Raw genomic sequence first — 24,099 nt, 5'->3', positions numbered from 1 at the left:
GCCGCGTGGCCGGCCGCGCGGCGCACCACAGGTCCCGATCGGGTGCCGTCCAGCGGTCTCCCAGCGGGCTTTGACACACTGGTGCCATGAGCACCCAGCCCAATGCCATGGCCAGGTCCCGCGCGGTCCTGTCGCTGGAGTACCCGATGTCGCTCGGACGGTACGACACCTACGACAAGGCCCAGAAGGCCGTCGACTACCTCTCCGACCATCAGTTCCCGGTGCAGAACGTCCTGATCGTCGGCACCGACCTCAAGCAGCTCGAGCGCGTCACGGGTCGGCTGACCCGGCAGCGGGTCGCGGTCGGCGGCCTCGTCTCCGGTGCGTGGCTCGGCCTCTTCGTGGGCCTGATCTTCTCGCTGCTCGACACGGGCAGCAACGGCGCCGGGTTCGTCGGGGTGCTGCTGACGGTGGCGTTCGGGGCGATCTTCGGCCTGGTCTGGGCGCTGATCGGCTACGCCCTGACCGGGGGCAACCGTGACTTCACCTCGGTGATGCAGGTCGTCGCCACCCAGTACGAGGTCCTGGTGGAGCACAAGTTCGCGGCCCAGGCCCGTGAGCTCCTGACCAAGATGGACCCGATGGCGGCAGCCCAGGCCCAGGTCGACGCCGCCCGCGAGGCCGAGCGTCAGCGCGCCGCCGCCGAGCAGGCGAGCCCCCCGCCGCCTCCCACCGTCTGAGCTCGGCGCCGACCTCGCGACTCTGAAGGATCCTGCGGGCCAGGACCCGGCGGATCCTTCAGAGTCGCGACCCGGTCCGTCCGAAGAACCGTCAGTGAGGGGAGGCGCGGTCGCGGGCACGCGGCATACGCTCCCTCCCATGACTGAGACCGCAGGGGACAAGCCCGCCCTCGCCGACTTCGGCGACGACTTCACCTCCGTCCTGTGCGTCGTGGCGCACCCGGACGACATCGAGTACGGCACCGCCGCGGCCGTGGCCAAGTGGACCGCGGCCGGCAAGACCGTGACGTACTTCCTGCTGACCAGGGGGGAGGCAGGCATCGACACCATGCACCCCGACGAGGCGGCCGGCGTCCGCGAGCAGGAGGAGCGCGACGGGGCGGCCATCGTGGGGGTGACCGAGGTGGACTTCGGCAGCCATCGCGACGGCAACGTCGAGTACGGCCTGGACCTGCGCCGCGACATCTCCCGCGAGATCAGGCGACGCAGGCCCGACGTCGTGATCACGGGCCACTACGGCGACCGGTTCGTCCAGGGGATGCTCAACCAGGCCGACCACCGCGCCGTCGGGCTCGCCACCGTCGACGCGGTCGCCGACGCCGGCAACCGCTGGATCTTCCCCGAGCTGGTCGACGAGGGGTTCGAGCCCTGGAACGTCAAGCGGCTCTGCTTCGGCGGGTCGCCCACCGCGACGCACTTCGTCGATGTGGGCGACCACTTCGAGCAGGCGGTGGCGTCGCTGGAGGCGCACCGGGCCTACAACGACGCGCTGCCCGACACCTTCCCCAAGCCGGCCGAGCTGATCGGCATGATCCTCGGGTGGGGCGGTCAGGCAGCCGGCGTCGACAAGGCCCTCACCCTCGACGTCGTCGAGCGCCGTTAGCGGCTCTGGACCTCGCGGATCCAGGCCTCGACGTCGGCCGACGCGCGGGGCATGCCGGCGGAGAGGTTCTCGTGGCCGTCGGCGGTCACCAGCACGTCGTCCTCGATGCGCACGCCGATGCCACGGAAGCGCTCGGGTGCCTTGAGGTCGTCGGCCTTGAAGTAGAGACCCGGCTCGACCGTCAGGACCATGCCCGGCAGCAGCTCGGCGTCCATGTACTCCTCGCGGGTGGCGAGGGCGCAGTCGTGCACGTCGAGGCCGAGGTGGTGGCTCGTGCCGTGCACCATCCAGCGGCGGTGGTACTGGCCGTGCTCCTTGTCGAGGGTGTCCTCGACCGAAACGCCTTCGGGCAGTAGGCCCCACGCGAGCAGGTGCTCGGCGATGACCTTGATCGCGGCGGCGTGCACGTCGGAGAACTTGTTGCCCGGCTTGACCGCCGCCAGGCCCGCTTCCTGCGCCGCGTAGACGGCGTCGTAGACCTCACGCTGGGCATCGGTGAACGTGCCGTTGGCGGGGAGCGTGCGGGTGATGTCGGCCGTGAACAGCGAGTCCACCTCGACCCCGGCGTCGAGCAGGATGAGGTCGCCGTCGCGCAGCTCACCGGTGTTCTTGATCCAGTGCAGCGTCGTGGCGTGGTCGCCGGCGGCGGCGATCGAGTCGTAGCCGACACCGTTGCCCTCGTGGCGGGCGGTGAGGCCGAAGACGCCCTCCACCCAGCGCTCGCCGCGGCCCTTGGCGACGGCCTCCGGCAGGTCGGCGATCACGGCGTCGAACCCGTGGTGGGTGGCCTCGACGGCCTTGCGCATCTCCTCGACCTCCCACTCGTCCTTGGTGAGCCGCAGGGTCGAGAGGAAGTGGGCGAGCTCGTCGTCGGCCTCGGTGAGGTCGTCCTGCTCGGCGGTGGCGGAGACCGCCTCCGAGGTGCGGGCGGTGTCCAGCTCGCGGGTGAGGTCACGGTCGGCGTCCCGGACCAGGCGCACGGTCACCTCGCCGGCGTCCTTGACCACCGCGTCGGAGAACTCGTCGATGTGGCGTCCGGTGACGCCGAGCTCGATCTCCACGTCCTCGATGGTCGGGCGGGCGCCCACCCAGAACTCGCCGTAGCGGGCGTCGGCGAAGAACTCGTCAGTGTCCCGCCCGGCCAGCGGACGGAAGTAGAGGATCGACTCGTGCGTGCCGTCGTCGCGGGGCTCGAGGACGAGCACGGCATCCGGCTCGCGGTCGCCGCCGAGCCCGGTGAGGTGGACGAACGCGGTGTGCGGTCGGAACACGTAGTCGGTGTCGTTGCTGCGCACCTTGAGCCCACCCGCGGGGATCACCAGCCGGTCGCCCTGGAAGGCGGCGCTGACCGCCTCCCGACGCGCCGCGGCATACCGGGCTGCCTCGCTCAGCTCGCTCGGACCGGGCGGCCGTGGAGCCCAGTCCTCGGCGACAAACGCACGGAACTCGTCCGTGGTCGGGCGGGCGCGGTTCTCCGACTTCTTCTGCTCTTCGCTCACCCGCCCATCGTGCCATGGCACCACCCGGCCTCACCCCAATGGTGGGGGTCGTCCGAGACGTCCTTTGCCAGCATCGGTCCATGGCACGGCACAGGGGCAAGGCCAGGCACCCGGTGGTCATCGGCGCGGGTGTCCTGCTGGTCGCGGCGCTGGCAGTCGGAGGCGTGTATGCCGTGATGAATGCTGACGATGCCACCCCACCGCCGAGCCGAGCCGGCGCCACGACCACGTCCCCGAGCAGCACGTCCTCCAGCACCTCGTCCGGCACCTCGTCCGGCAGTACGCCGTCGAGCAGCACCTCCTCGAGCGGCGCAGCGGGCGCCAGCGCCACGAGCTCGACCAGCTCCAGTGCGCCGGGCTCGGCGACCACCGACGCCACGGCCGTGACCGCGCTCGCGTCCTGCACCACGACGGTGCGTGCCCAGCAGGGGCTGGCCAGGGCGGTGGCCGCATCTGCTCGGGACTGGGCCCTGCACACCGATGCCCAGCGCAAGTTCGACTCCGGCGAGTTCACCGTGGCGCAGACCGAGGCGCAGTGGGCGGCCTCGAAGGCGCGCGGTCCGGCCGATCTGGCGGCGTACACCCGAGCCGTCAAGGCAGTGCAGCGCGCCCGCGGTGGCTGCGACCGCCTCGCTGCCGCCACGTCCGGCTCCTCCGTCGAGGTGCCCGCGAAGCGGTGTACGACCCGGTCGGCGTCGCTGGCGCGGGTGGCGCGCACCGGCGCGGTGGTGCACCGGCAGTGGGCGGCCCACCTGGCGATGATGGCCCACAAGCAGCACATGGGCGAAGCCGAGTACCTCGACCGGTGGGCCGGCATGGTCGAGGACGCCAAGCCCGCGCTGACCGCCTACCGCGCCGCCGCGGCTGCCCTCGCCAAGGCGCCACCCTGCTCGGCCTGACGTCGCCCGCGCTGGACGGGCACGGAATGGCCGGGCCGCCGGCTGAGGGTCAGTCGTCGGCCAGGAGCGCGAGCACGGCCTTCTCGATCGCCGCCTGGCGACGCTCGGGCGTGCGGTAGCGCGACGGGTCCACGTCGATGGTGGCACCCGACTCGTAGCGGTCGAGCACGCGCGGGTCGATGTAGGAGTTCTTGGCGATGGTCGGGGTGTTGCCGAGGTACCCCGCCACCTCGTCGACGGCTGCCTTGACCGCCCGCTTGCGGGACGCCTTGGTGTCGCCCGGTTCGTCGCTCGCCGCAAGGGCGACCGCGGCCAGCACGGTCGCGTGCCAGGTGCGGAAGTCCTTGGCGGTCAACTCGCCGCCGAGCAGGTCGCCCAGGTAGGCGTTGACGGCGGTGGAGTCGAGGTCGGCCCAGCGACGGGCTTCCTGGTAGGCCAGGAGCCGCTTGCTCGCCGACTTGCGCCGCCGCATCCGGTCCAGCGCCTCGATGGCGGCCGCGTCGTCGATCTCGATGGTGTGCTCGATCCCGGACTTGCCGACGAACGTGAAGACGATGACGTCGCCGCGGCGGCGGACGTGCTGGCGCTCCAGGGTGGTGAGACCGAACGACCCGTTGTCCTGGGTGTAGGCGTCGTTGCCGATGCGGAAGTACCCGAGGTCGAGCAGGCGTACGGCGGTCGCGGCCGCCCGACCCCGGGGCATGCCCTCGAGCGCGAGGTCCGCGAGGATGCGTCGTCGGGCCGCAGGCAGCTTGGCCGCGGCGGCCAGCACCCGGTCGAACTTCGTCTGGTCCTGCTTGAGCCTCCAGACCGGGTGGTAGAGGTACTGGCGCCGACCCGCGACGTCGGTGCCCACGGCCTGGATGTGTCCCTGCGGCAGGGGGCAGATCCAGACGTCCTCCCAGGCCGGCGGGATCGCCAGCGACCGGATCCGCTCGACGTCAGCGGCGCCCAGCTTCGCCCCGTTCTCGTCGAGGTAGACGAATCCCTTGCCTGCTCGGCGACGCCGCCAGCCCTTCGACTGGGGTGACACCTTCCGCAACCTGGGCACGGTCTACAGCCTGTCGAGGGCCGACTTGAGCGTGCGGGCAGTGTCGCTGCCGAGCTTGCTGAGCAACGGCATCGCCACCGGCCACAGCCACCGGCCCAGCCCGGTGAAGGAGAACTCCGCCGTGTAGTCGATCGACGACCCGGCGCCGTCGGGGGACACGGTGATGGTGTCGCGGCTGGTGGTGGTCTCGTTGCGCCCCACGATGACGAACCCGTGGTCGGCGACGCTCTCGAGGGTGTAGTCGAGGTCGACGGTGCGGCCCGCGAACTTCGACACGTTGTGCCAGACGGTGCCGGGGGAGCCGTCGCCCGAGAGGAGCTCGCAGGTGACCGTGCCGGCGTCCCACTCCACGGCGTTCTCGAAGTCCAGCAGGTAGGGCAGGACCCGGGTCGGTGGTGCGGTGGTGGTGACAGTGCGCCGGACGGTGGGCATTCACGTGCTCCTGTGGTCAGTGACGCGGGTTGCGTCGGGCAATGGCTGTGGTGAGGGCGGTCGCGAAGGTGCGCCACCCGGCACACGCGAGCAGTCCGGTGGCCTTACCCCGTCCGGCCGGCGCCACACGTCCAGCGAGGTCACCCGCGCTCACGGTGCGGGCCGATCGTCCGGAGGGTCGCGGCCACGATGGCGGCCCCGACGGCCGCGCCGGCGGCGGCGCCGGCGGCGGCGCCGGCGGTCCGCTGGACCGTGCGCCGCCACTGCTGGGGGTCGACAGTGCGCAGTGCGGCCCGGACGGCCGTGTCGAAGCCCGCAGGACCGCCCGGTGGGGGGCCGATCTCGGTCTGCGCATCGTCCTCGTGGCAGACCGCCTCGTGGACCAGGCTGCCGACCAGCGGGCGCGCGATGCCGGCGGAGATCGGCGTGACGAGACCGACCCACAGTCCGGCCAGCCGGGGCGACAGCACCGGCACGGACACGATCAGGCGACGGCCCAGGCCGGCCACCTCGGCGTAGCGCTGCATCATGTCGGCGTAGGTCAGCACCTCGGGGCCGCCGATGTCGTAGGTGCGGTTGCTGTCCGCCGGGAGATCGGCGGCACCGACCAGGTAGTGCACGACGTCGTCGACGGCGATCGGCTGGATACGGTTGTCGACCCACTTCGGCGCGACCATCGCGGGCAGCCGCTCGGTGAGGTGGCGCAGCATGTCGAACGACGCCGACCCGTCCCCGAGCACCACTCCGGCCTGGAGCACGGTGGCGGGCACCGGGCCGGCCAGGAAGATCTCGCCCACCTCGACCCGCGACGCGAGGTGCTCGGACAGCTTGCCCGACGGGTGCAGGCCGCTCAGGTAGACCACCCGGGTGGTGCCCGCGTCGGAGGCCGCGGCGGCGAAGCCCTGCGCCATGGTGCGGTCGCGCTCGACGAAGCTGCCCCGCCCGTCCATCGAGTGCAGGAGGTAGTAGGCGACCTCCGTGTCGTCGAGGGCGCGGCCGAGGTCGTCGGGTGAGGTGGCGTCTCCCTCGACCACCTCGACGTCCTCGTGCCAGGGATGGCCTGCGAGGCGCGAGCTGCTGCGGGTGAGCACGCGCACCCTCCACCCGGCGTCGAGCAGGGCGGGCACGAGCTCGCCCCCGATGTAGCCCGTCGCGCCGGTGACGAGCGCCGTGCGTGGTGTGCTGCGGGGGACGGAGTCGGTCATGCGTCAGCTCCCGGTGGACAGGACGAGGGGCAGGAGGAAGAGCATCCCGAGCGACCACGTGAGGTGCGTGACGACCGGGCCGAGGATGCCACCGGTGACGCGGCGCTGCAGGGCGGTCAGCAGCCCGAGCAGGCCGGCGGCCAGGACGAGCAGCGGTATGCCGGCCCCGACCGTGGTCAGCGCGTAGACGACGGTGGTGATCGCCACCGCGTGCCGGCGGCCCACCGCGGAGTAGAGCGCGCCGCGGAAGTAGAGCTCCTCGGCGACGCCGTTGACGGCGGTGAGCACGGCCACCAGGGCGAGTGAGCCGAGGCGGGCGTGGTCGAGGAGGTGCTGCACGGGGTCGCGCAGGACCGGCACCTGGGCCACCACCACTGCCCCCACGAGGAACAGGGCCAGGAGGAGCGCGCCGAGCGCCAGGGACTGGACGATGGGCCGGGCGTCCTGTCCGCCGGCGCGGGTGTGGGCGTGGCCGAGGTGGAGGGGGCCAGAGGCGAACGCCCCGGTGGCCCACACGGCAGCGAGGCCGAGCGTCGCGACGTAGAACATCGGGTCGCCCGGCTGGATGCGCAACGCGAACGCCAGCACCGCCGCGCCGACGACGAGGGTCACGAGGGCGACGACGCGGCGTCGGCGGAAGGCCGCGTCGCTCTCGGTGTGGTCGCGCGCGACCGGCGTCACGAGGGCCGCGCGGATGAAGTCGCGGACCTCGCGGACCGGGTGCGGTCCCCGGTTCGCCGCAGGCGTCCGGTGGGCGTCCGGTGTGGACCCGCTCATCCGCGGACCGACGCGTAGCGGCGCAACGCCTCGCGGCGCTCGTCGGCGTGGTCGACGAGCCGCTCGGGATAGTCGTGGGCGTAGCCATCGTCGTGCTTCCAGGGCTCGTGGACCGCCGGCCCCTCGAGGTGGGCGAGCTCCGGCACGTAGCGACGGACGTAGTCGCCGTGCGGGTCGAAGCGCAGCCCCTGCGTGATCGGGTTGAAGACCCGGAAGTACGGCGACGCGTCCGTGCCGGTGCCGGCCACCCACTGCCAGCCGTGGTTGTTGGAGGCGATGTCGCCGTCGATCAGGTGGTCGAGGAAGTGCCTGGCCCCGATCGGCCACCACACGTGCAGGTCCTTGGTGAGGAAGCTGGCCGTGACCATCCGCATCCGGTTGTGCATCCAGCCCTCGCGCAGCAGCTGGCGCATAGCCGCATCCACGACGGGGTAGCCGGTCCGTCCCTCGCGCCAGGCCTCGACGGCCTCGCCGCCGTCGTCGTAGTCCATCCCCGACAGGGCGGGGCGCAGGTCGTGCCACGCCGACTCCGGGTGGTGCCACAGGACGTCGGCGTAGAACTCGCGCCAGGCCAGCTCGGTCGCGAACCGGTCGGCTCCCGGGCCGAGGTTCCGGCGGCCGTCCGCGAGGTCGGCCAGGAGGGTGCGGGGGTGCACGGCCCCGATCTTGAGGTACGGCGACAACCGCGACACCCCGTCGAGGTCGGCCCGGTCGCGGTTGCCGTCGTAGTCGGCCAGCGCACCGTCGCGGAAGTCGGCCCACCGCTCGAGGGCGGCCGCCTCGCCCGCGGCGGGAAGAGTGGGCAGGCCGTTCGCCTCGCGGGCGTCCTCGAGGGTGGTGAGGGCCGACTGGTCGGACCGCACCTGTGCCAGGCGCAGGTCCTTCGGCTCCGTGGCCGGAGCGGGCCAGCCGTGCTCGCGCCACGCCTTCGAGAAGGGCGTGAAGACCTTGTACTCCGTGCCCGAGCCGTTGCGCACCGAGCCCGGCCCCAAGGCATAAGGGGAGCCGGTCTCGACCCAGGCGACGCCGGCCTCTCCGAGCGCCGCCGCCACGGCGCGGTCGCGGCGTCGCCCCGCGGGCGTGGTCTCGCGGGAGACGTGGACGGAGTGTGCGCCCAGCTCGGCGGCCAGTGCCGGGACCACCTCCACCGGGTCACCCTCCCGCACGCAGAGCCGCCCTTCGTATGCCGCGTCGGCGGCCTTGAGGCTCTCGGCCAGCCAGGCACGGCGGGCGTCGCCGGCGCCCTTCCACAGCGTGGGGTCGAGCACGAAGACGACGGCCACCTCGCCAGGCCCGGTGCCCGAGGCACTCGTGGCCGCGTGATGGGCCGCACCCAGGGCCGGGAGGTCGCCACGGCGCAGGTCCCGGCGCAGCCAGAGGATGCTCGGCGACGACACGCGGCACTCCTCTCGGCGGGCTGGCCAGGGCGGGGGATCGAGTGTGCTCAGCTGCCTGGAACACCCACGCTAACCGTCTGACCTGCGATGTTCAAAGTGTGTCCAAGGTGTCTCGAGTCGTCGTCGACCACTCAGAGGGTGCCGTCAGGACCGCTCCGACGGGCCTCGTCGGCGCTGGCGTCGTCGGGCATGGTCTGGCTGATCCGCTCGGCCTCGACACGACCGAGGTAGATCTCGATCTCCTCCTTGGTGCGGGCGTCGTCCCAGCCGAGCACCGGCGCGACGAGCGCGGCGGCGGCGGGGGCGGCCGAGACCCCCCTGTCCCAGGCCTCGATCGAGATCCGGGTGCGGCGGGTGAGCACGTCGGTCAGGTGCAGCGCCCCCTCGTGCGACGCCGCGTAGACGATCTCGGCCCGCAGGTGGTCCTCGGCGCCGTCGAGCGGCTGGCCGAGCTCGGGCCGCTCCGCGACGAGGTCGAGGAGCTCCTGGGTGAGGGCGCCGTAGCGGCGCAGGAGGTGCTCGATGCGGGCGACGTGCAGCCCGGAGGAGCGGGCGAGCGTCTGGCGCTGGTTCCAGGCCGCCTGGTAGCCGACGCCGCCGAGCAGCGGGATGGTGTCGGTCGTCGACTCGGCGATGCGCCCGGGGATGGCCTGGGCCGCCTCGTCGACGGCGTCCTTCGCCATCACGCGGTAGGTCGTGTACTTGCCGCCTGCCACGACGACCAGCCCTGGCGCGCTGTGGGCGACCACGTGCTCGCGCGACAGCTTGCTGGTCGACTCGGACTCGCCGGCCAGCAGGGGCCGCAGGCCGGCGTAGACGCCCTCGACGTCCTCGTGGGTCAACGGGGTGGCCAGCACGCGGTTGACGTGGTCGAGGATGTAGTCGATGTCGGCCCGGGTCGCCGCCGGGTGCGCCTTGTCGAGCGACCAGTCGGTGTCCGTCGTCCCGAGGATCCAGTGCCGGCCCCACGGGATGACGAAGAGCACGGACTTCTCGGTGCGCAGGATGAGCCCGGTCGAGGAGTGGATGCGGTCGCGGGGTACGACCAGGTGGATGCCCTTGGACGCGCGCACGTGGAACTGGCCGCGCTCGCCGACCATCGCCTGGGTGTCGTCGGTCCACACGCCGGTGGCGTTGACGATCTGCTTGGCGTTGATCACGAACTCGCGGTCGGTGAGCTTGTCGACGGCCCGCACGCCGGTCACCCGCTCGCCCTGGCGCAGGAAGCCAATGGCAGCAACGCGATTCGCGACGTGCGCGCCGTAGCTGGCCGCCGTGCGGGCGAGCTCCATGGTGTGTCGGGCGTCGTCGACCTGGGCGTCGTAGTACTGCACCGCACCGGTGAGTGCGCTGCTCTTCAGGCTCGGCATGAGGCGCAGCGCCTGGCGACGGGTCAGGTGGCGGTGGTGGGGGAGACCCGCGCCGTGACCCGACCTCATGGCCATCGCGTCGTAGAGGGCGATGCCTGACCCGACGTAGGCGCGCTCCCAGCCGTGGTGGGTCAGCGGGTAGAGGAACGGCACCGGGCGCACGAGGTGGGGTGCGAGGGTGGTCAGGAGCAGCCCCCGCTCGTGCAGGGCCTCTCGGACGAGGGCGAAGTCGAGCATCTCGAGGTAGCGCAGGCCGCCGTGGATGAGCTTGCTGCTGCGCGAGGACGTGCCGCTCGCGAAGTCGCGTTGTTCGATCAGCCCGGTCGACAGGCCGCGGGTGACGGCGTCGAGGGCGGTACCGCTGCCGACCACGCCACCACCGATCACGAGCAGGTCGAGCTCCTCGCCACTGCCGAGCGTGGCGATCGCGCGCTCGCGGCCCTGCGGCGAGAGTGCCGTGTTGGTGCCTGCCAGACCCATGTCCTACCCCTCGTCGACGTCCACCCAGTCAAGGGTGCGTTCCACGGCCTTGCGCCACCCGGCATACCCGTCGGTGCGCTGCCGGTCCGACCAGGTCGGTGACCACCGCTTCGACTCCTGCCAGTTCGCGCGGAGCTCGTCGGTGCCTGACCAGAAACCGGTGGCCAGACCAGCAGCGTAGGCCGCCCCGAGCGCGGTCGTCTCGGCGACCACGGGACGGGACACCGGCACGCCGAGGATGTCGGACTGGAGCTGCATGCAGAGGTCGTTCGCGGTGACGCCACCGTCGACCTTGAGCACCTCGAGCTCGACCCCGCTGTCCTTGGTCATCGCATCGGAGACGTCGCGGGTCTGGTAGCAGATCGCCTCGAGCGTGGCCCGCGCCAGGTGCGCGTTGGTGTTGAACCGGCTCATGCCGACGATGGCGCCGCGGGCGTCGGGCCGCCAGTAGGGCGCGAACAGTCCGGAGAAGGCCGGGACGAAGTAGAGGCCGCCGGTGTCGTCGACCTGCTTGGCGAGGCGTTCGATGTCCGCGGCCCCCGAGATGATCCCGAGCTGGTCGCGCAGCCACTGCACCGCCGACCCGGTCACCGCGATCGAGCCCTCGAGGGCGTAGACCGGCTTGGCGTCGCCGAGCTGGTAGCAGAGCGTGGTCAGCAGCCCCGACTCGCTGCGCACGATCTCCTCGCCGGTGTTGAGGATCATGAAGTTGCCGGTGCCGTAGGTGTTCTTGCCCTCGCCGGGCGCGAAGCAGACCTGGCCGACGGTCGCGGCCTGCTGGTCGCCGAGGTCTCCGGCGAGGGGCACCTCACCACCGAGCGGGCCACCGGCGCGCGTCAGCCCGTAGAACTCGGGGTCGGAGCTCGGCCGGATCGTGGGGAGCATCTGCCGTGGGATGTCGAAGAAGCCGAGCAGCTCGTCGTCCCAGTCGAGGGTCCGCAGGTCCATCAGCATGGTGCGGCTGGCGTTCGTGACGTCGGTGACGTGCACCCCGCCGTCGGTGCCGCCGGTGAGGTTCCACAGCAGCCAGGTGTCGATGGTGCCGAAGAGGGCGTCACCGTGCTCCGCGGCGGCCCGGGCGCCGTCGACGTGGTCGAGGATCCACTGGACCTTGCCGGCGGAGAAGTACGCCGCAGGCGGGATCCCGGCGCGCTCGCGGATGACGTCGCCCTTGCCGGACTGGTCGAGCGCCCGGGCGATGCGGTCGGTGCGGGTGTCCTGCCAGACGATCGCGTTGTGCAGCGGTCGGCCGGTGCGCTTGTTCCAGACGACCGTGGTCTCGCGCTGGTTGGTGATCCCGAGCGCGGACAGGTCCGACGGCTGGAGGTCGAGCTGCGACAGTGCCGAGCCGATCACCGTCTGGGTGCGTTCCCAGATCTCGAGCGGGTTGTGCTCGACCCAGCCGGCCTGCGGCATCACCTGCTCGTGCTCGAGCTGGTGTCGGCCCACCTCGGCGCCGTCGTGGTCGAACACCATGAAGCGGGTGCTCGTCGTTCCCTGGTCAACCGCACCAACGAAATCGGCCATGGGGTGACCCTAGTGCGGCACGAAGCCGGCCACGCGGCATACCGAGGTCGTGACGGCTAGTCCTTGGGGGCGGGTTCGACCAGCTCGGGGCGGCCGGGCTGCTCGCCGCCGCGCGCCTCGAGGTAGGAGTCCTTGGGCACCATCACCTTGCGGCGGAAGATGCACACGAGCGTGCCGTCCTGGTTGTAGCCCTTGGTCTCGACGTGCACGACACCGCGGTCGTCCTTGGACTTCGACTCCCACTTGTCGAGCACCTCGGTCTGGCCGTAGATGGTGTCGCCGTGGAAGGTCGGGGCCACGTGGCGCAGCGACTCGATCTCGAGGTTGGCGATCGCCTTGCCGGAGACGTCGGGCACGCTCATGCCCAGCAGCAGCGAGTAGATGTAGTTCCCTACGACCACGTTCTTGCCGAACTGCGTGGTGTTCTCCGCGTAGTTGGCGTCGAGGTGGAGCGGGTGGTGGTTCATGGTGAGCAGGCAGAACAGGTGGTCGTCGTACTCGGTCACCGTCTTGCCGGGCCAGTGCTTGTAGACCGCGCCGACCTCGAACTCCTCGTAGCTGCGTCCGAATTGCATGGGCCCCATCCTGCCGATGCGCGCAGCGCAGGGACACCGGTATGCCGCGTGGGTTCCCTCACAGCGGACGCGTCGGGATTGGTCGCAGAACTTTCTCGAGATTTCCGGGTCGAAAGATCGAGACCGTCGGTTCCGGGCCGTCAGGGTAGTGACAGGGCCACCCGGCCACCCGATCCCCGGACAGGGAGCAGCAACCATGAAGTACGTCATCCTCATCCACTCCAACCCACAACCGTGGGGTCACCCCACCAGTGACTTCGTCGCCGAGCACCAGGCGTTGTCGCCGGAGGAGCGGGCGTCCCTCGAGGCCGACTTCGAGTCGGTGATGCAGGAGATGTCCGACAACGGCGAGCTGCTCGGCGGCCAGGCGCTCGGCGACCCCGCCGACGCGCGCCTGGTCCGGTGGCACGCCGGGCGGCGCAAGATCACCGAGGGCCCCTACGCCGAGACGGTCGAGCAGTTCGCCGGGTTCTTCCTCATCGACGTCGTCAGCCAGGAGCGGGCCGAGGAGGTGGCCGAGAAGTTCGCCGGACCGGGCGAGACCGTCGAGCTCCGCCCGGTCGCCACCTGACCCAAGGGCGCGGTCAGGACTCGGCCAACTGGCCGACTTTCCTGACGCGCGCGGCGTGTTGGCCCGGGGAAGCGGGCAATTGGCCGCTTCTGGGGTCAGACGACGCCGGGAGGCCCCTCCCCGACGGCGCTGTCCTCGCCGACCGGGATGACCGGGTCCGCGTCGGTCTGGCGCGGGCTCCGGTGCTCGAACAGCAACCCCCGGCACAACCCCAGCAGGGCGAGGTTGATGAAGACGAGCAGGTAGCCGGCGAACTCCTGGTCGAGCAACCGGAAGAACTGCACCACGAACAGCTCGGCGAGCAGCGCGATCTCGAACATCCGCAGGGCGCGCTCCCGGTCTCCGCGCACCCACCGGACGGTGGCCACGACGGCCAGAGCCGCCGAGGCGACGCTGAAGAGCCCGTAGATCAGGTCGCTCGTCGTGGGGCCACTGGCGAGGAGGACGAGCGGGCGCACCATCGACGCCACCACGAACACGAGCACCACCACGACGGCGGTGCGCTTGACCAGCTCGAGCCGGGGCAGGCCGATGATGGTCCGCCGCGCCCGTGCGTAGGCGCGGGCGATGAAGGAGCTGGAGACCGCGGTGACCGGCAGCCCTTCGAGGGTGCGGCGCAGTGGCCCGGCCAAGGCCTCGGAGTCGCCCACCTCGCGCAGCAGGTCGATCGCGCGCTGCCGCTCCGCCTGGTCCATGTCGTGCGCTGCGGACTCCTTCAGCAGCTCGACGGCGTTGACGACCCGCTCACGATCGGTCAGGGGATGCCGTTGCACGACGAACGTGACGACGAGGTACATCCCGACGAACGTGCCGTAGATGATCGCGGCCACGGGCTCGTAGAAGTAGTTGTTGTCACCCGTGACGAACTTGCCGACCTCGTCGATGAACAACCCGAACCCGATGCCCGCGAAAACCGTCGCGACGTTCCGCACGGCCCGGCTGAGGAACAGCATGAACATGAGCTGCGCGACGAGCATCCCGAGACCGCCCCAGAGGAGGTGGGCGAGGTGCAGGGTGCCGCCACCCAGCTGCGGGAAGCCGGTGGCGGCCAGGATCATCCGGGTCAGTGCGATCGACAGCACCGAGCAGACGAGGAAGACCTCGAAGCGGTCCGCGCCCTCGGCATCGCGGATCGGCAGTCGCGAGGTGGAGGACACCTGGCGATGATGGCACGGCCGGGGCCCTACCCTTGGGCACGTGCCGATCGACCTCCACACCCACTCCACCGCGAGCGACGGCACTGAAGCCTCCGAGGTCGTCGTGGCGCAGGCTGCGCGAGCCGGTCTCGACGTGGTGGCCCTCACCGACCACGACACGTATGCCGGGTGGCCGGCTGCCGTGGCAGCCGCCGGCGAGCTCGGCGTCGACCTGGTGCGCGGGGTCGAGGTGTCGTGCTCGCAGCGCGGGATCAGCGTCCACCTGCTCGCCTACCTGGTCGACCCCGAGGCCAGCGGCCTCCTGCACGAGCTGGACCGGGCCCGCGACTCGAGGGTGACCCGGATCGACCGGATGGTCGAGCTGATGGCCGCCGACGGCATACCCGTGACGATCGATGAGGTGCGGGCGCAGGCAGGTGTCGGCACGACGATGGGTCGGCCACACATCGCCGACGCGCTCGTCGCGAGCGGCTTCGTGAGGAGCCGCGACGAGGCGTTCGCCGACGTCCTGCGCAACGGCAGCCGCTACTACGTCTCCCACTACGCCCCCGACCCGGTGCGGGCCGTCGAGCTCGTCCGCGCGGCGGGCGGTGTGCCCGTGATGGCGCACCCGTTCGCGAACGGTCGCGGCTGGACCGTCGACGACTCGGTCATCGAGCGGATGGCCGACGCCGGGCTGGCCGGGCTGGAGGCGCACCACCGCGACCACACGCCCGCAGAGCGCACCCACGCGGTCGAGCTCGCGGCGCGGCTGGGGTTGTTCGTCACGGGGTCGAGCGACTACCACGGCGCGGGCAAGGAGAACCGGCTCGGCGAGAACACCACGACCCCGGAAGTGCTCGCGCAGATCGAGGAACAGGCAACCAGCGGCATCGACGTGGTCAGGGTGGCACGAGCGTGAACGACATCATCAACCTCCAGACCTTCGGCTCGGTCTTCGTGACCCTGCTGGTGATCATGGACCCGCCCGGCGCCCTGCCGATCTTCCTCGCCCTGACCTCCTCGCTCACCCAGAAGCAGAAGGTCGCGGCGGCCCGTCGGGCGTCCCTCGTGGCGCTGGGCGTGATCGTCCTCTTCGCCGTGTTCGGGCAGCAGATCCTCACCTACCTGCACATCTCGCTCCCGGCGCTGCAGGGCGCCGGCGGTCTGCTGCTGCTCCTCGTGGCGCTCCAGCTGCTGACCGGGTCGGAGCAGGAGCAGCACGCCGACGCCGGCGTCAACGTCGCCCTGGTGCCGCTCGGCACCCCGCTGCTGGCCGGCCCGGGTGCCATCGTGGCGACGATGCTGCAGGTCAAGCGCGCCGACGCCGTGGGTGACTACATCGCCGTCGCGGCTGGTCTGGTCGCCACGATGTTCGTCGTCTGGTTGTTCTTCCGCTTCGCCAGCCAGGTGCACCGCGTCCTCAAGGACAGCGGCACGGTGCTGGTGACCCGGATCGCCGGCCTCCTGCTCTCCGCGATCGCGGTCCAGATGGTCGCCGACAGCATCCGCGCCTTTGTCAGCGGCACCGCCTAGCGTGGTCGGCATGGGCACGGGGGAAGTTGGCGACCAGGGTCACGGCGCGCGCGGCGTCCAGCAGGAGTTCGTGGGTATGCCGCGTCGCCTGTTCCGCGCCAGCCCGAGCAAGCTGCTGGCGTGGGTCGACTGCCCCCGGCGCTACCGCATGCAGTACCTCGACCGCCCGGCCCCGCCGTCGCGCCCGCAGCGGGCCCACACCTCGGTCGGGGTGGCCGTGCACAACGCCCTGCGCGACTGGTGGGACCTCCCGGTGGAGCAGCGCTCGCCCGCGGCCGGGGCCGAGCTGGTGCGCACGTCGTGGATCGACGTGGGCTTCCGCGACGCAGACCAGTCGATCGCGTGGCGTGAGCGGGCCCAGGGTCAGGTGGTCGCCTACCTCGACGACGTCGACCCGGCCCACCAGCCGCTGGGCATCGAGCGCACCGTCTCGCTGAAGACCGAGGTCTTCACGCTCCAGGGCCGCATCGACCGCCTCGACGACCGCGCCGGCGAGCTGGCCGTCGTCGACTACAAGATGAGCCGCTGGGAGCCCACCGACGACGACGCGCGCACGTCGCTCCCGCTCGCCCTCTACGCCGCGGCGGTGTGGAAGATGTTCCGGCGCAAGTGCGTCCGCGTCGAGCTCCACCACCTCCCGAGCGGGTCGGTCGCCAGCCACGAGCACTCTGGTGAGTCGCTCAAGCGCAAGATCGACGAGGCCGAGTCGATCGCCCGCGAGGCCCGTCGGGCCGAGGACGACTACGCGGAGCTCGGCGTCGACTCGAGTCGGTTCCCCGCCAAGGTCGGCCCGATCTGCCAGTGGTGCGACTTCCGGGCGCACTGTCCGGCGGGCCAGGCGTTCGGTCCGGAGAAGTCCGACTGGGCCGCCCTCGAGCAGCCGGCTCCCGCAGCTGCCCGGGACCCCTCCTAGCCACGGTTTCTCGGTGGACAGGGTGCAACCTGTCCACCAACCAGCAAGCTCTGCCAGCCAAAGGTTGCTGGTGTCACCAGTCCCAGCGGACCCCGACGACCCCCGGCCCGGCGTGGTGCAGGACGTGCTGCACGCTCGTCGAACCGTTCAGGTGGACCGGGCGGGACATGGTCCGGCCCCCGAGGGTGCTGTAGGTCACAACCCGTGCAGGGAGCCGGGCAGGGGAGAACCGCACCCAGATCATCAGCTCGGTGACCTCGCGCACGAGGTAGTACTCGATGCAGTGCTTGGAGCCGAGGTCGCGGGGGATCAGGACCCGGTGCTCGGCCGCAGCGGTCTCCCCGAGCCGCAGCGGCCGGTCGAGCACCAGCTCGGCCGCGAACACGCCGACCTCGGGTCGCGACACCTGACGACCGAGGGTGCACCCGCTCACCGGCACGAACTCGGCGCGCTCACCGCTCGGCACGTCGATGGTCAGCAGCGCGGGCAGGCGCTGGGCGCCCGGTCGCACGGCCCGCACCACGTTGCGGATGGTCCGCACTCGTTCGACGCCGTGATCGTCGACATCGAGGGTGTCGTGGATGGTGACGTCGACCAGGCCCGGGTTGGCCCCGAAGCCCAGGTCGGCCAGGGCCAGCTCGGCGTCGGGGTGGTCGATGGGCAGGCCGACGGCGGTGACCTCCTGCTGGGTCAGGAACGGTCGACGACGAGGGCCGATCCGGTCCAGGAGGTGTCCGTGCGGCAGCTGGAGCAGCTCCTCGAGGTGCAGCACCGCGCGCAGGGACGAGCCGCGCTGCGGCTTGCTGCGACCCGACTGCCAGTAGCTGAGGGTGGCGATGCTGACGGGGGTCCCGCGCTCCGCCAGCCTGCGGCGCAGGGACTCCAGGCTCCGGCCGCTCCCGGCGATGGCCGAGCGCAGCGCGTCGGAGAAGGCGTCCGGATCGCCCGGGCGCGGCCTGTCCCGGGTGGCGCCGTCCACGGCGTCCCCTGATGTCATGCTGCCACCCCCTGCGCTGGGCGCTGCCTGCCGATTGGTCGGCTCGATGCAGCCCCCCGGCACCGAAGCTCTTGAAGCCTCAACCTTACAGACGCGGAAGCGGGATTCACGGACAATCCCAGGTTTCGGTGGGACGGGCGGCGACGGGGACGGCGCACTCACCTGACAGACTTGGCCCACCGGCATACCCATCTCCCGAGGGCAAGCACAGCAGAAGGGCGGCCACTGGTGGCGAGCACCCGCACGAAGCCGGCCACGATCGTCTCCGTGGCCAACCAGAAGGGCGGCGTCGCGAAGACGACGTCGGTCGCTTCGCTGGGCGCGGCGTTCGCGGAACAGGGCAAGCGCGTGCTGCTCGTCGACCTCGACGCGCAGGCCTGTCTGACCTTCAGCCTCGGTGTCGACCCCGACGAGGTGGACAGCTCGATCAACGAGGTGCTGCTCGGCAGGGCGACGATCGCCGACGTGCGGGTGGCCTGCGACGACGGGGTCGACCTGGTGCCGAGCGTGATCGACCTCGCGGGCGCCGAGGCCCAGCTGCTGCCGCGGCCCGGTCGGGAGTACGTGCTGCGCACGGCGCTCGAGGAGGTGCGCGACGAGTACGACGTGATCCTGCTCGACTGCTCCCCGAGCCTGGGTGTGCTGACCCTGAACGCCCTCACCGCGAGCCAGGCGCTGATCATCCCGATGCCGTGCGAGATGCTCAGCCACCGTGGTGTCGGCCAGCTGCTCGACACGGTGGGCGACGTCCAGAAGATCCTCAACAAGGACCTCGAGGTGTGGGGGATCCTGCCCACCCTCTTCGACGGCCGCAGCAACCACGCCCGTGAGGTCCTCGCGGACGTCGGCGAGCGGTACGACCTCCCCGTCCTGGACCCGCCGATCCCGAAGACGGTGCGGTTCGCGGAGGCGCCGGCCGTGGGGCGCTCGATCCTGGCGACCTCACGCACCTCGAAGGGCGCGAAGGCCTACCGCGACGTGGCCGCTGCGCTCGCCAAGAAGCTCTGAGCAGATCGCCATCGCCTGAACTGGCGACTGCGCTCATCGTCCGAACGGGTGTGATTGGGCGTATCCTCTGGCGTCGACCCCTGAATCCGTCGGTTGGCGCCCGTCCACGTGTATGGGCTGCAACCATCGGGTGAACCCCGCCTGCCGGTCTCCAGCGACCGCTGTTTGCCTGAGCTCACGCCCCCGAGGAGCTGTCCATGTCCATTGCCACTTCGCCCCGCCCTTCTGGGCGAACGTCCTGGCTGGCTCGTCTCGCCGTGCTCGCCCTCGCCGCCGGGCTCCTCGCGGTGTCACCTGCTGGTCTGCTGCACGGCCACACCAGCGCGGCCGGAGCGACGACGACGGCGACGGCCCCTGCGGCGAGCTCGACGCACCCGTTCAGCGCACCGATCTGGTCCCCCCTGCGGTCCCCTGCCACGATCAGCTGCGTCAGGACGAACTGCACGAGCTCGAACGGTGAGCACTACCACGGCTACTGGGCGATCGACTTCCTCGGTGCCCGCGGAGACGGCATCTACGCGGCCGGCGCCGGGATCTTCCACGTGGGCGCCACCGAGCAGACCTGCGGCACCACCACCACCCAGACCGATGGCACCTGGGCCTGGGTCGACCACGGCGGCGGCAAGGTGACGAAGTACACCCACCTCGACTCGATCGCCGTCGCGGAGGGAGCGCTGGTCACACCGGCCACCATGATCGGGCGGATGGGTCACTGGGGCGACAGTGCCCCCTGCACCACCAACTACCTGCACTTCGAGGTGCGTGAGGGCGGGATCAAGGGGACCCGTGTCGACCCCGGCACGCTGCGCGCCTGCACGTCGTCGGGGACCGTGGTCATGCCGACCATCTTCAACGGGAGCACGTCGTTCGACACCCTGCCCAAGATGGCCTACCGGACCCCGACCACCAACTCGTCCTGCATCACGGACGTCTGGAACAAGACTCCCGCGCAGCCGACCCTGACCGCCACCCGCGCACCGTCCTCGGCGAAGCTCGCCTGGGGCACCCCGCCGAGCGGAACGACGTCGGTGCGGGTGACCACCGAGCTCTGGGGACCGAGCTTCAACGGGTGGCACGACCCGACGTACAAGACCTTTGCGGGCACCACGACGGGCACCACGATCACCGGACTGACCAACGGACGGACCTACCGCTTCCGCGTCACCTTCGGCAACAGCTCGGGCTTCAGCGCCTGGTCGTCGGCCAAGTCGGTCATCCCGGCGACCGTGCCGTCCGCTCCGCCCTCGCCGCGCTACCTCACCTCGCCCAAGCCGACCTACGTCCACTACGGCTGGTATGCCGCGACGGCCAACGGCGCGGCCGTCACCAAGTACACGACGCAGGTCCGCTGCCTGAAGAGCGGTGTCTGGCAGGCCTGGAAGAGCGCCACGACGGCTCCCTCGGTGATCTACTACAACCACTACGGGCTGACCGGGTACACCTACTGCCAGGTCCGGGTGAACGCCACCAATGGGATGGGCACCAGTGCCTGGTCCACGGTGAGCAGCATCTCCAAGGCCGCCTGAAGCCGCGGAGCCCGGCCGCCCGGGGCGGAATAGCAGCACGGGGTGCGGACTTGTCCCCTGACGGTGACTGAAACCCGAACCCCTGAGGAGACTCATGTCCCGCACTGCCGCACTGTCCACCGCCTCCGCAGGCGCCCCGCTCACGGCGACCACCATCGAGCGCCGCGACCTGCGTGACGACGACATCACCATCGACATCGCCTACGCCGGAATCTGCCACAGCGACATCCACCAGGTCCGCGAGGAGTGGGGCAGCGCGATCTTCCCCATGGTCCCCGGCCACGAGATCGCGGGGGTCGTCTCCTCCGTCGGCGACGGGGTGACTCGATACCGGGTCGGCGACCGCGTCGGCGTCGGCTGCATGGTCGACTCGTGCGGCGAGTGCGAGTACTGCAAGGACGGCCAGGAGCACTTCTGCGCCAAGGGTGCCGTGATGACCTACAACGGCAAGGGCTACGACGGCGAGGAGACCATGGGTGGCTACAGCCAGCAGGTCGTCGTCAGCGAGCGGTTCGCCGTCCGCATCCCCGACGCCCTCGAGCTCGACGTCGCGGCCCCGCTGCTCTGCGCCGGCATCACGACGTACAACCCGCTCAAGCGTTGGGGGGCCGGTCCCGGCACCAAGGTGGCCGTCGTCGGCCTCGGTGGACTCGGACACCTCGGGGTGAAGTTCGCGGCCGCCCTCGGGGCCGAGGTGACGGTCCTCAGCCAGTCGACCGCCAAGCAGGCCGACAGCACGCGGTTCGGCGCCGTCGACCACCGCGCCACCAAGGACGGGTCGACCTTCACGGACCTGCGCGGCCAGTTCGACCTGATCCTCAACACGGTGAGCGCGAACCTGCCGTTCGACGACTACCTCGCGCTGCTCAAGCCCAACGGGGCGATGGTCAACGTCGGAGCGCCCAGCGACCCGAGCTCGTTCCGGGCCTTCTCGCTGATCGGCGGAAGCAAGGTGCTCGCCGGCTCGAACATCGGCGGCATCCCGCAGACGCAGGAGATGCTCGACTTCGCGGCAGAGCACGGCATCGCCGCGGAGATCGAGACGATCAGCGCTGACCAGGTCAACGAGGCCTACGACCGGGTCGTCGCCTCTGACGTGCGCTACCGCTTCGTCATCGACACCGCCACGATCGGCGCCTGACTCCCGACCGGGCCGAGTTCGTGTGGAAACGCCCGGGTTTCCGGGCGTTTCCGCACTGACTCAGGGGTGCAGGACTTCGCCGGGGCGGATGACCCGCACCCTGTCGTGGGAAGCCAGGGTCGGGCCGAGGTGGGCCGTGGTCGCGGCCGGGTCCACCGACTCGACGACGACTACGTAGATGTACCGGTCCTCGAACCTCACCTCCACCACGTGGGGGTCGGTGGCGATCCGGCCGAGCAGGTCCCGCATGGCCACGTTGGCCGCGTGGTTCCCGACCGGCAGCGTCACCGTCCCGCTGGAGATCGTCAGCCCCCAGGTGCCAGCCCACGCATGGTCCACCAGATAGCCCTCGTACGCGGTCGCGAACCGCGAGTACGTCGCCGGGGTGAGCTCGCCGTCTAGGCCGACCCAGGCTGTCGGGGATCAGTCGCTGGCCTCCCGGATCGGCCCGGCGCTCACGCCCGCGCTGGTGACGCCCGGCTGCTTCTCCAGCCATCGCTCGAGGCGCGCCTGGTGCGGCACGGTGCGCAGGACCACGACCGTGGCCACGCACACGAGCACGACCGCGGCCAGGACGGCGACCGGTTGGGTCAGTGGATGCTGTCGGATCCCCCGCATGCGCCGATGTTCGCAGGCGAGTCGGTCGGCGCGAGGGCGCGTGACCGATCCGCAACCCCGCCGAGACGAAACAGGTATGCCGCGCGGTCCAGCCGCGCGGCATACCTGTTCGTCGTGGGTGGGCCGGTCAGGCCTGGGTGCTGGTCTCCCCGGTCGCTCCGCCGCGGGTGCGGCGGCGGTTGCGGTTGCGGCGCGGCTTGGCGTCGCCGCCCTCGCTCGGGGCCGACGGGGCGCTGTCGCTGCGACGCTCGCCACCGCGGCCTCCACGACCACCACTGTCGCGACCGCCACTGTCGCGGCCACCGCCGTCGCGGGCGCCGCGACCGCCGGCAGCCGGGCGACGACCGCTGGACTTGCCGGTCTCGCCGAGGTCCTCGAGCACCTCGGCGCCGAGTCCGGCGAGCTTCTGCGCGGCCTTGGGCAGGCGGCCCTTGGCGGTGCGCGGGATGTCGAGCTGCTCGTAGAAGTGCTCGGACGAGGAGTAGGTCTCCTCGGGCTCGGGGATGCCGAGGTCGAGGGTCTTGTTGATCATGCCCCAGCGCGGCAGGTCGTCCCAGTCGACGAAGGTGACCGCGATGCCGGTGTTGCCGGCGCGGGCCGTGCGACCGATGCGGTGCAGGTAGGTCTTCTCATCCTCGGGGCACTGGTAGTTGATGACGTGCGTGACGTTGTCGACGTCGATGCCGCGGGCCGCGACGTCGGTGGCGACGAGGATGTCGACCTTGCCGTTGCGGAACGCTCGCAGGGCCTGCTCGCGGGCGCCCTGACCGAGGTCCCCGTGGATCGGGGCGGCGGCGAAACCACGGTCGATCAGGTCGTCGGCGACCTTGGCGGCAGTGCGCTTGGTGCGGCTGAAGATGATGGTCAGGCCGCGGCCCTCGGCCTGGAGCATGCGGGCCAGCATCTCGACCTTGTCCATCGCGTGGGCGCGGTAGACGAACTGCTCCACGGCCTTCACGGTGTGGGCGTTCTCCTGGTCGTCGCCCATCGCGCGGATGTGCGTCGGCTGGCTCATGTAGCGGCGCGCCAGGGCCACGACCGCGCCCGGCATGGTGGCCGAGAAGAGCATCGTCTGGCGGGCCGGAGACGTCATCGCGAGCAGCTTCTCGACGTCGGGCAGGAAGCCGAGGTCGAGCATCTCGTCGGCCTCGTCGAGCACGACCGACTTGCAGTGCGACAGGTCGAGGTGGCCCTGCTTGGCCAGGTCGATGAGGCGACCAGGGGTGCCGACGACGATCTCGACGCCGTTGCGCAGCGCCTCGATCTGGGGCTCGTAGGCGCGGCCGCCATAGACGGTGAGCACGCGGATGCCACGGCGCTTGCCGGCCCGCTCGAGGTCGCTGGCGACCTGGACGGCGAGCTCACGGGTCGGGGCGACCGCGAGGGCCTGCGGCTTGCCGGCGTGGGGGAAGGTGTCCCAGGCGTCGTCGCCGCGGGCGATGGTGCGGTTCAGCATCGGGACGCCGAAGCCCAGCGTCTTGCCGGTGCCGGTCTTGGCCTGGCCGATGATGTCGTGGCCGCCGAGGGCGACCGGCAGGGTCATCGCCTGGATGGGGAAGGGCGAGACGATGCCGGCATCGCTCAGGGAGGCGACGATGTCGGGGTGGACGTCGAAGTCCGCGAAGGTCGGGGCTGCGGGCACGACAGCATCCGTGGTGGTCTCAGTCATGAAGTTCTCTCGATCGGGGGCACACCCAGAGCGGGCGCGCTCGCGCAAGCGGGCCGATCGGAGGTCTTCGTCAATGCTTGTGAGCGGGGTCGCGGAGCGGGTCCGCGGCTGATTCGTGCCGACCGGGCACCTTTGACCTCAGCAGTCTAGCCCGGGGGGCGTGACATCCCTGCATCGACGGCGTCCCACGAGGGGCGCCGTTAGGGTGA

The 24,099-nt window shown here is 71.1% G+C and carries 24 protein-coding genes; 10 read left to right on the top strand and 14 right to left on the bottom strand.

Annotated elements, in window-relative coordinates:
* The first annotated feature begins 86 nt into the window (after positions 1-86).
* Together ASG91_RS17205 and ASG91_RS17200 are read left to right on the top strand one after the other, a co-directional pair.
* Positions 87-680, top strand: coding sequence for a general stress protein (locus ASG91_RS17205; RefSeq protein WP_056923892.1), 594 nt, complete (start codon positions 87-89; stop codon positions 678-680).
* Between the two features lie 139 nt (positions 681-819).
* Positions 820-1,563: a PIG-L deacetylase family protein gene (locus ASG91_RS17200; RefSeq protein WP_056923891.1), complete on the top strand. Its 744-nt coding sequence runs from the start codon at positions 820-822 to the stop codon at positions 1,561-1,563.
* Here ASG91_RS17200 and ASG91_RS17195 read toward each other — a convergent pair.
* Complete coding sequence (locus ASG91_RS17195) at positions 1,560-3,062, bottom strand: aminopeptidase P family protein (protein ID WP_056923890.1); 1,503 nt, start codon at positions 3,060-3,062, stop codon at positions 1,560-1,562. The genes ASG91_RS17200 and ASG91_RS17195 overlap by 4 nt on opposite strands.
* Before the next feature lie 80 nt (positions 3,063-3,142).
* Between ASG91_RS17195 and ASG91_RS17190 the strand changes: the two genes are divergently transcribed.
* A complete protein-coding gene (locus tag ASG91_RS17190) occupies positions 3,143-3,961 on the top strand; it encodes a hypothetical protein (protein WP_056923889.1) in 819 nt (272 codons plus the stop codon).
* A gap of 49 nt (positions 3,962-4,010) precedes the next feature.
* Here the strand turns inward: ASG91_RS17190 and ASG91_RS17185 are convergent, their stop codons facing one another.
* The 8 genes from ASG91_RS17185 to ASG91_RS17150 all read right to left on the bottom strand — a co-directional run bounded on the left by ASG91_RS17185 (position 4,011) and on the right by ASG91_RS17150 (position 12,775).
* Positions 4,011-4,994 carry a DNA topoisomerase IB gene (locus ASG91_RS17185; protein WP_235545742.1) on the bottom strand — a complete coding sequence of 328 codons (984 nt, stop codon included), beginning with the start codon at positions 4,992-4,994 and terminating at the stop codon, positions 4,011-4,013.
* A 21-nt stretch (positions 4,995-5,015) separates the two neighbouring features.
* Positions 5,016-5,444, bottom strand: coding sequence for an SRPBCC family protein (locus ASG91_RS17180; RefSeq protein WP_056923887.1), 429 nt, complete (start codon positions 5,442-5,444; stop codon positions 5,016-5,018).
* Between the two features lie 140 nt (positions 5,445-5,584).
* A complete protein-coding gene (locus tag ASG91_RS17175) occupies positions 5,585-6,649 on the bottom strand; it encodes an NAD(P)H-binding protein (RefSeq protein WP_082594282.1) in 1,065 nt (354 codons plus the stop codon).
* Between the two features lie 3 nt (positions 6,650-6,652).
* Complete coding sequence (locus tag ASG91_RS17170) at positions 6,653-7,426, bottom strand: CPBP family intramembrane glutamic endopeptidase (protein ID WP_056923886.1); 774 nt, start codon at positions 7,424-7,426, stop codon at positions 6,653-6,655.
* Positions 7,423-8,823 carry a deoxyribodipyrimidine photo-lyase gene (locus ASG91_RS17165; RefSeq protein ID WP_056923885.1) on the bottom strand — a complete coding sequence of 467 codons (1,401 nt, stop codon included), beginning with the start codon at positions 8,821-8,823 and terminating at the stop codon, positions 7,423-7,425. The genes ASG91_RS17170 and ASG91_RS17165 overlap by 4 nt, the downstream gene beginning before the upstream one ends.
* A gap of 131 nt (positions 8,824-8,954) precedes the next feature.
* A complete protein-coding gene (locus ASG91_RS17160) occupies positions 8,955-10,673 on the bottom strand; it encodes a glycerol-3-phosphate dehydrogenase/oxidase (RefSeq protein WP_056923884.1) in 1,719 nt (572 codons plus the stop codon).
* A gap of 3 nt (positions 10,674-10,676) precedes the next feature.
* Positions 10,677-12,200 carry a glycerol kinase GlpK gene (gene glpK / locus ASG91_RS17155; protein WP_056923883.1) on the bottom strand — a complete coding sequence of 508 codons (1,524 nt, stop codon included), beginning with the start codon at positions 12,198-12,200 and terminating at the stop codon, positions 10,677-10,679.
* A gap of 56 nt (positions 12,201-12,256) precedes the next feature.
* Entirely contained in the window at positions 12,257-12,775 is a 519-nt protein-coding gene (locus ASG91_RS17150) for a MaoC family dehydratase (protein WP_056923882.1), read from the bottom strand.
* A 196-nt stretch (positions 12,776-12,971) separates the two neighbouring features.
* Between ASG91_RS17150 and ASG91_RS17145 the strand changes: the two genes are divergently transcribed.
* On the top strand, positions 12,972-13,346 hold the full coding sequence (locus tag ASG91_RS17145) for a YciI family protein (RefSeq protein ID WP_056923881.1): 375 nt from the start codon (positions 12,972-12,974) through the stop codon (positions 13,344-13,346).
* A gap of 95 nt (positions 13,347-13,441) precedes the next feature.
* On the opposite strand, the gene ASG91_RS17140 is transcribed toward ASG91_RS17145, so the two are convergent.
* Positions 13,442-14,503, bottom strand: a complete 1,062-nt coding sequence (locus tag ASG91_RS17140; protein ID WP_056923880.1) for a hypothetical protein — start codon at positions 14,501-14,503, stop codon at positions 13,442-13,444.
* Between the two features lie 40 nt (positions 14,504-14,543).
* Here ASG91_RS17140 and ASG91_RS17135 point away from each other — a divergent pair, with 40 nt between their 5' ends.
* From ASG91_RS17135 to ASG91_RS17125, 3 genes are read left to right on the top strand one after another with little or no spacing between them, the layout of a single operon-like run.
* Positions 14,544-15,404 (top strand): PHP domain-containing protein, encoded by an 861-nt coding sequence (locus tag ASG91_RS17135; RefSeq protein WP_056923879.1) that lies wholly within the window; start codon positions 14,544-14,546, stop codon positions 15,402-15,404.
* Positions 15,401-16,018 (top strand): MarC family protein, encoded by a 618-nt coding sequence (locus ASG91_RS17130; protein ID WP_056923878.1) that lies wholly within the window; start codon positions 15,401-15,403, stop codon positions 16,016-16,018. The genes ASG91_RS17135 and ASG91_RS17130 overlap by 4 nt, the downstream gene beginning before the upstream one ends.
* 10 nt (positions 16,019-16,028) lie before the next feature.
* The gene (locus ASG91_RS17125) at positions 16,029-16,931 is read left to right on the top strand and encodes a PD-(D/E)XK nuclease family protein (RefSeq protein WP_235545740.1); all 903 of its coding nucleotides are present in this window, start codon (positions 16,029-16,031) and stop codon (positions 16,929-16,931) included.
* A 73-nt stretch (positions 16,932-17,004) separates the two neighbouring features.
* Here the strand turns inward: ASG91_RS17125 and ASG91_RS17120 are convergent, their stop codons facing one another.
* Positions 17,005-17,928 (bottom strand): hypothetical protein, encoded by a 924-nt coding sequence (locus ASG91_RS17120; protein ID WP_157606411.1) that lies wholly within the window; start codon positions 17,926-17,928, stop codon positions 17,005-17,007.
* Between the two features lie 228 nt (positions 17,929-18,156).
* On the opposite strand from ASG91_RS17120, the gene ASG91_RS17115 reads away from it, so the two are divergent.
* From ASG91_RS17115 to ASG91_RS17105, 3 genes are all read left to right on the top strand, one after another.
* Positions 18,157-18,936 carry a ParA family protein gene (locus tag ASG91_RS17115; RefSeq protein WP_235543930.1) on the top strand — a complete coding sequence of 260 codons (780 nt, stop codon included), beginning with the start codon at positions 18,157-18,159 and terminating at the stop codon, positions 18,934-18,936.
* Between the two features lie 197 nt (positions 18,937-19,133).
* Positions 19,134-20,462 (top strand): peptidoglycan DD-metalloendopeptidase family protein, encoded by a 1,329-nt coding sequence (locus tag ASG91_RS17110; protein WP_082594281.1) that lies wholly within the window; start codon positions 19,134-19,136, stop codon positions 20,460-20,462.
* Positions 20,463-20,556: 94 nt separating this feature from the next.
* Entirely contained in the window at positions 20,557-21,603 is a 1,047-nt protein-coding gene (locus ASG91_RS17105; RefSeq protein WP_056923875.1) for an NAD(P)-dependent alcohol dehydrogenase, read from the top strand.
* A 60-nt stretch (positions 21,604-21,663) separates the two neighbouring features.
* Here the strand turns inward: ASG91_RS17105 and ASG91_RS17100 are convergent, their stop codons facing one another.
* From ASG91_RS17100 to ASG91_RS17090, 3 genes are all read right to left on the bottom strand, one after another.
* On the bottom strand, positions 21,664-21,942 hold the full coding sequence (locus ASG91_RS17100; protein WP_056923874.1) for a hypothetical protein: 279 nt from the start codon (positions 21,940-21,942) through the stop codon (positions 21,664-21,666).
* Positions 21,943-22,026: 84 nt separating this feature from the next.
* Positions 22,027-22,221 (bottom strand): hypothetical protein, encoded by a 195-nt coding sequence (locus ASG91_RS17095; protein WP_056923873.1) that lies wholly within the window; start codon positions 22,219-22,221, stop codon positions 22,027-22,029.
* A gap of 127 nt (positions 22,222-22,348) precedes the next feature.
* On the bottom strand, positions 22,349-23,890 hold the full coding sequence (locus tag ASG91_RS17090; RefSeq protein ID WP_056923872.1) for a DEAD/DEAH box helicase: 1,542 nt from the start codon (positions 23,888-23,890) through the stop codon (positions 22,349-22,351).
* Positions 23,891-24,099: the final 209 nt, after the last annotated feature.

Origin of the sequence: Phycicoccus sp. Soil802 (assembly GCF_001429605.1) — a bacterium.
Taxonomy (GTDB): Bacteria; Actinomycetota; Actinomycetes; order Actinomycetales; family Dermatophilaceae; genus Pedococcus.
This window is presented reverse-complemented; position numbering and strand designations above follow the sequence as displayed.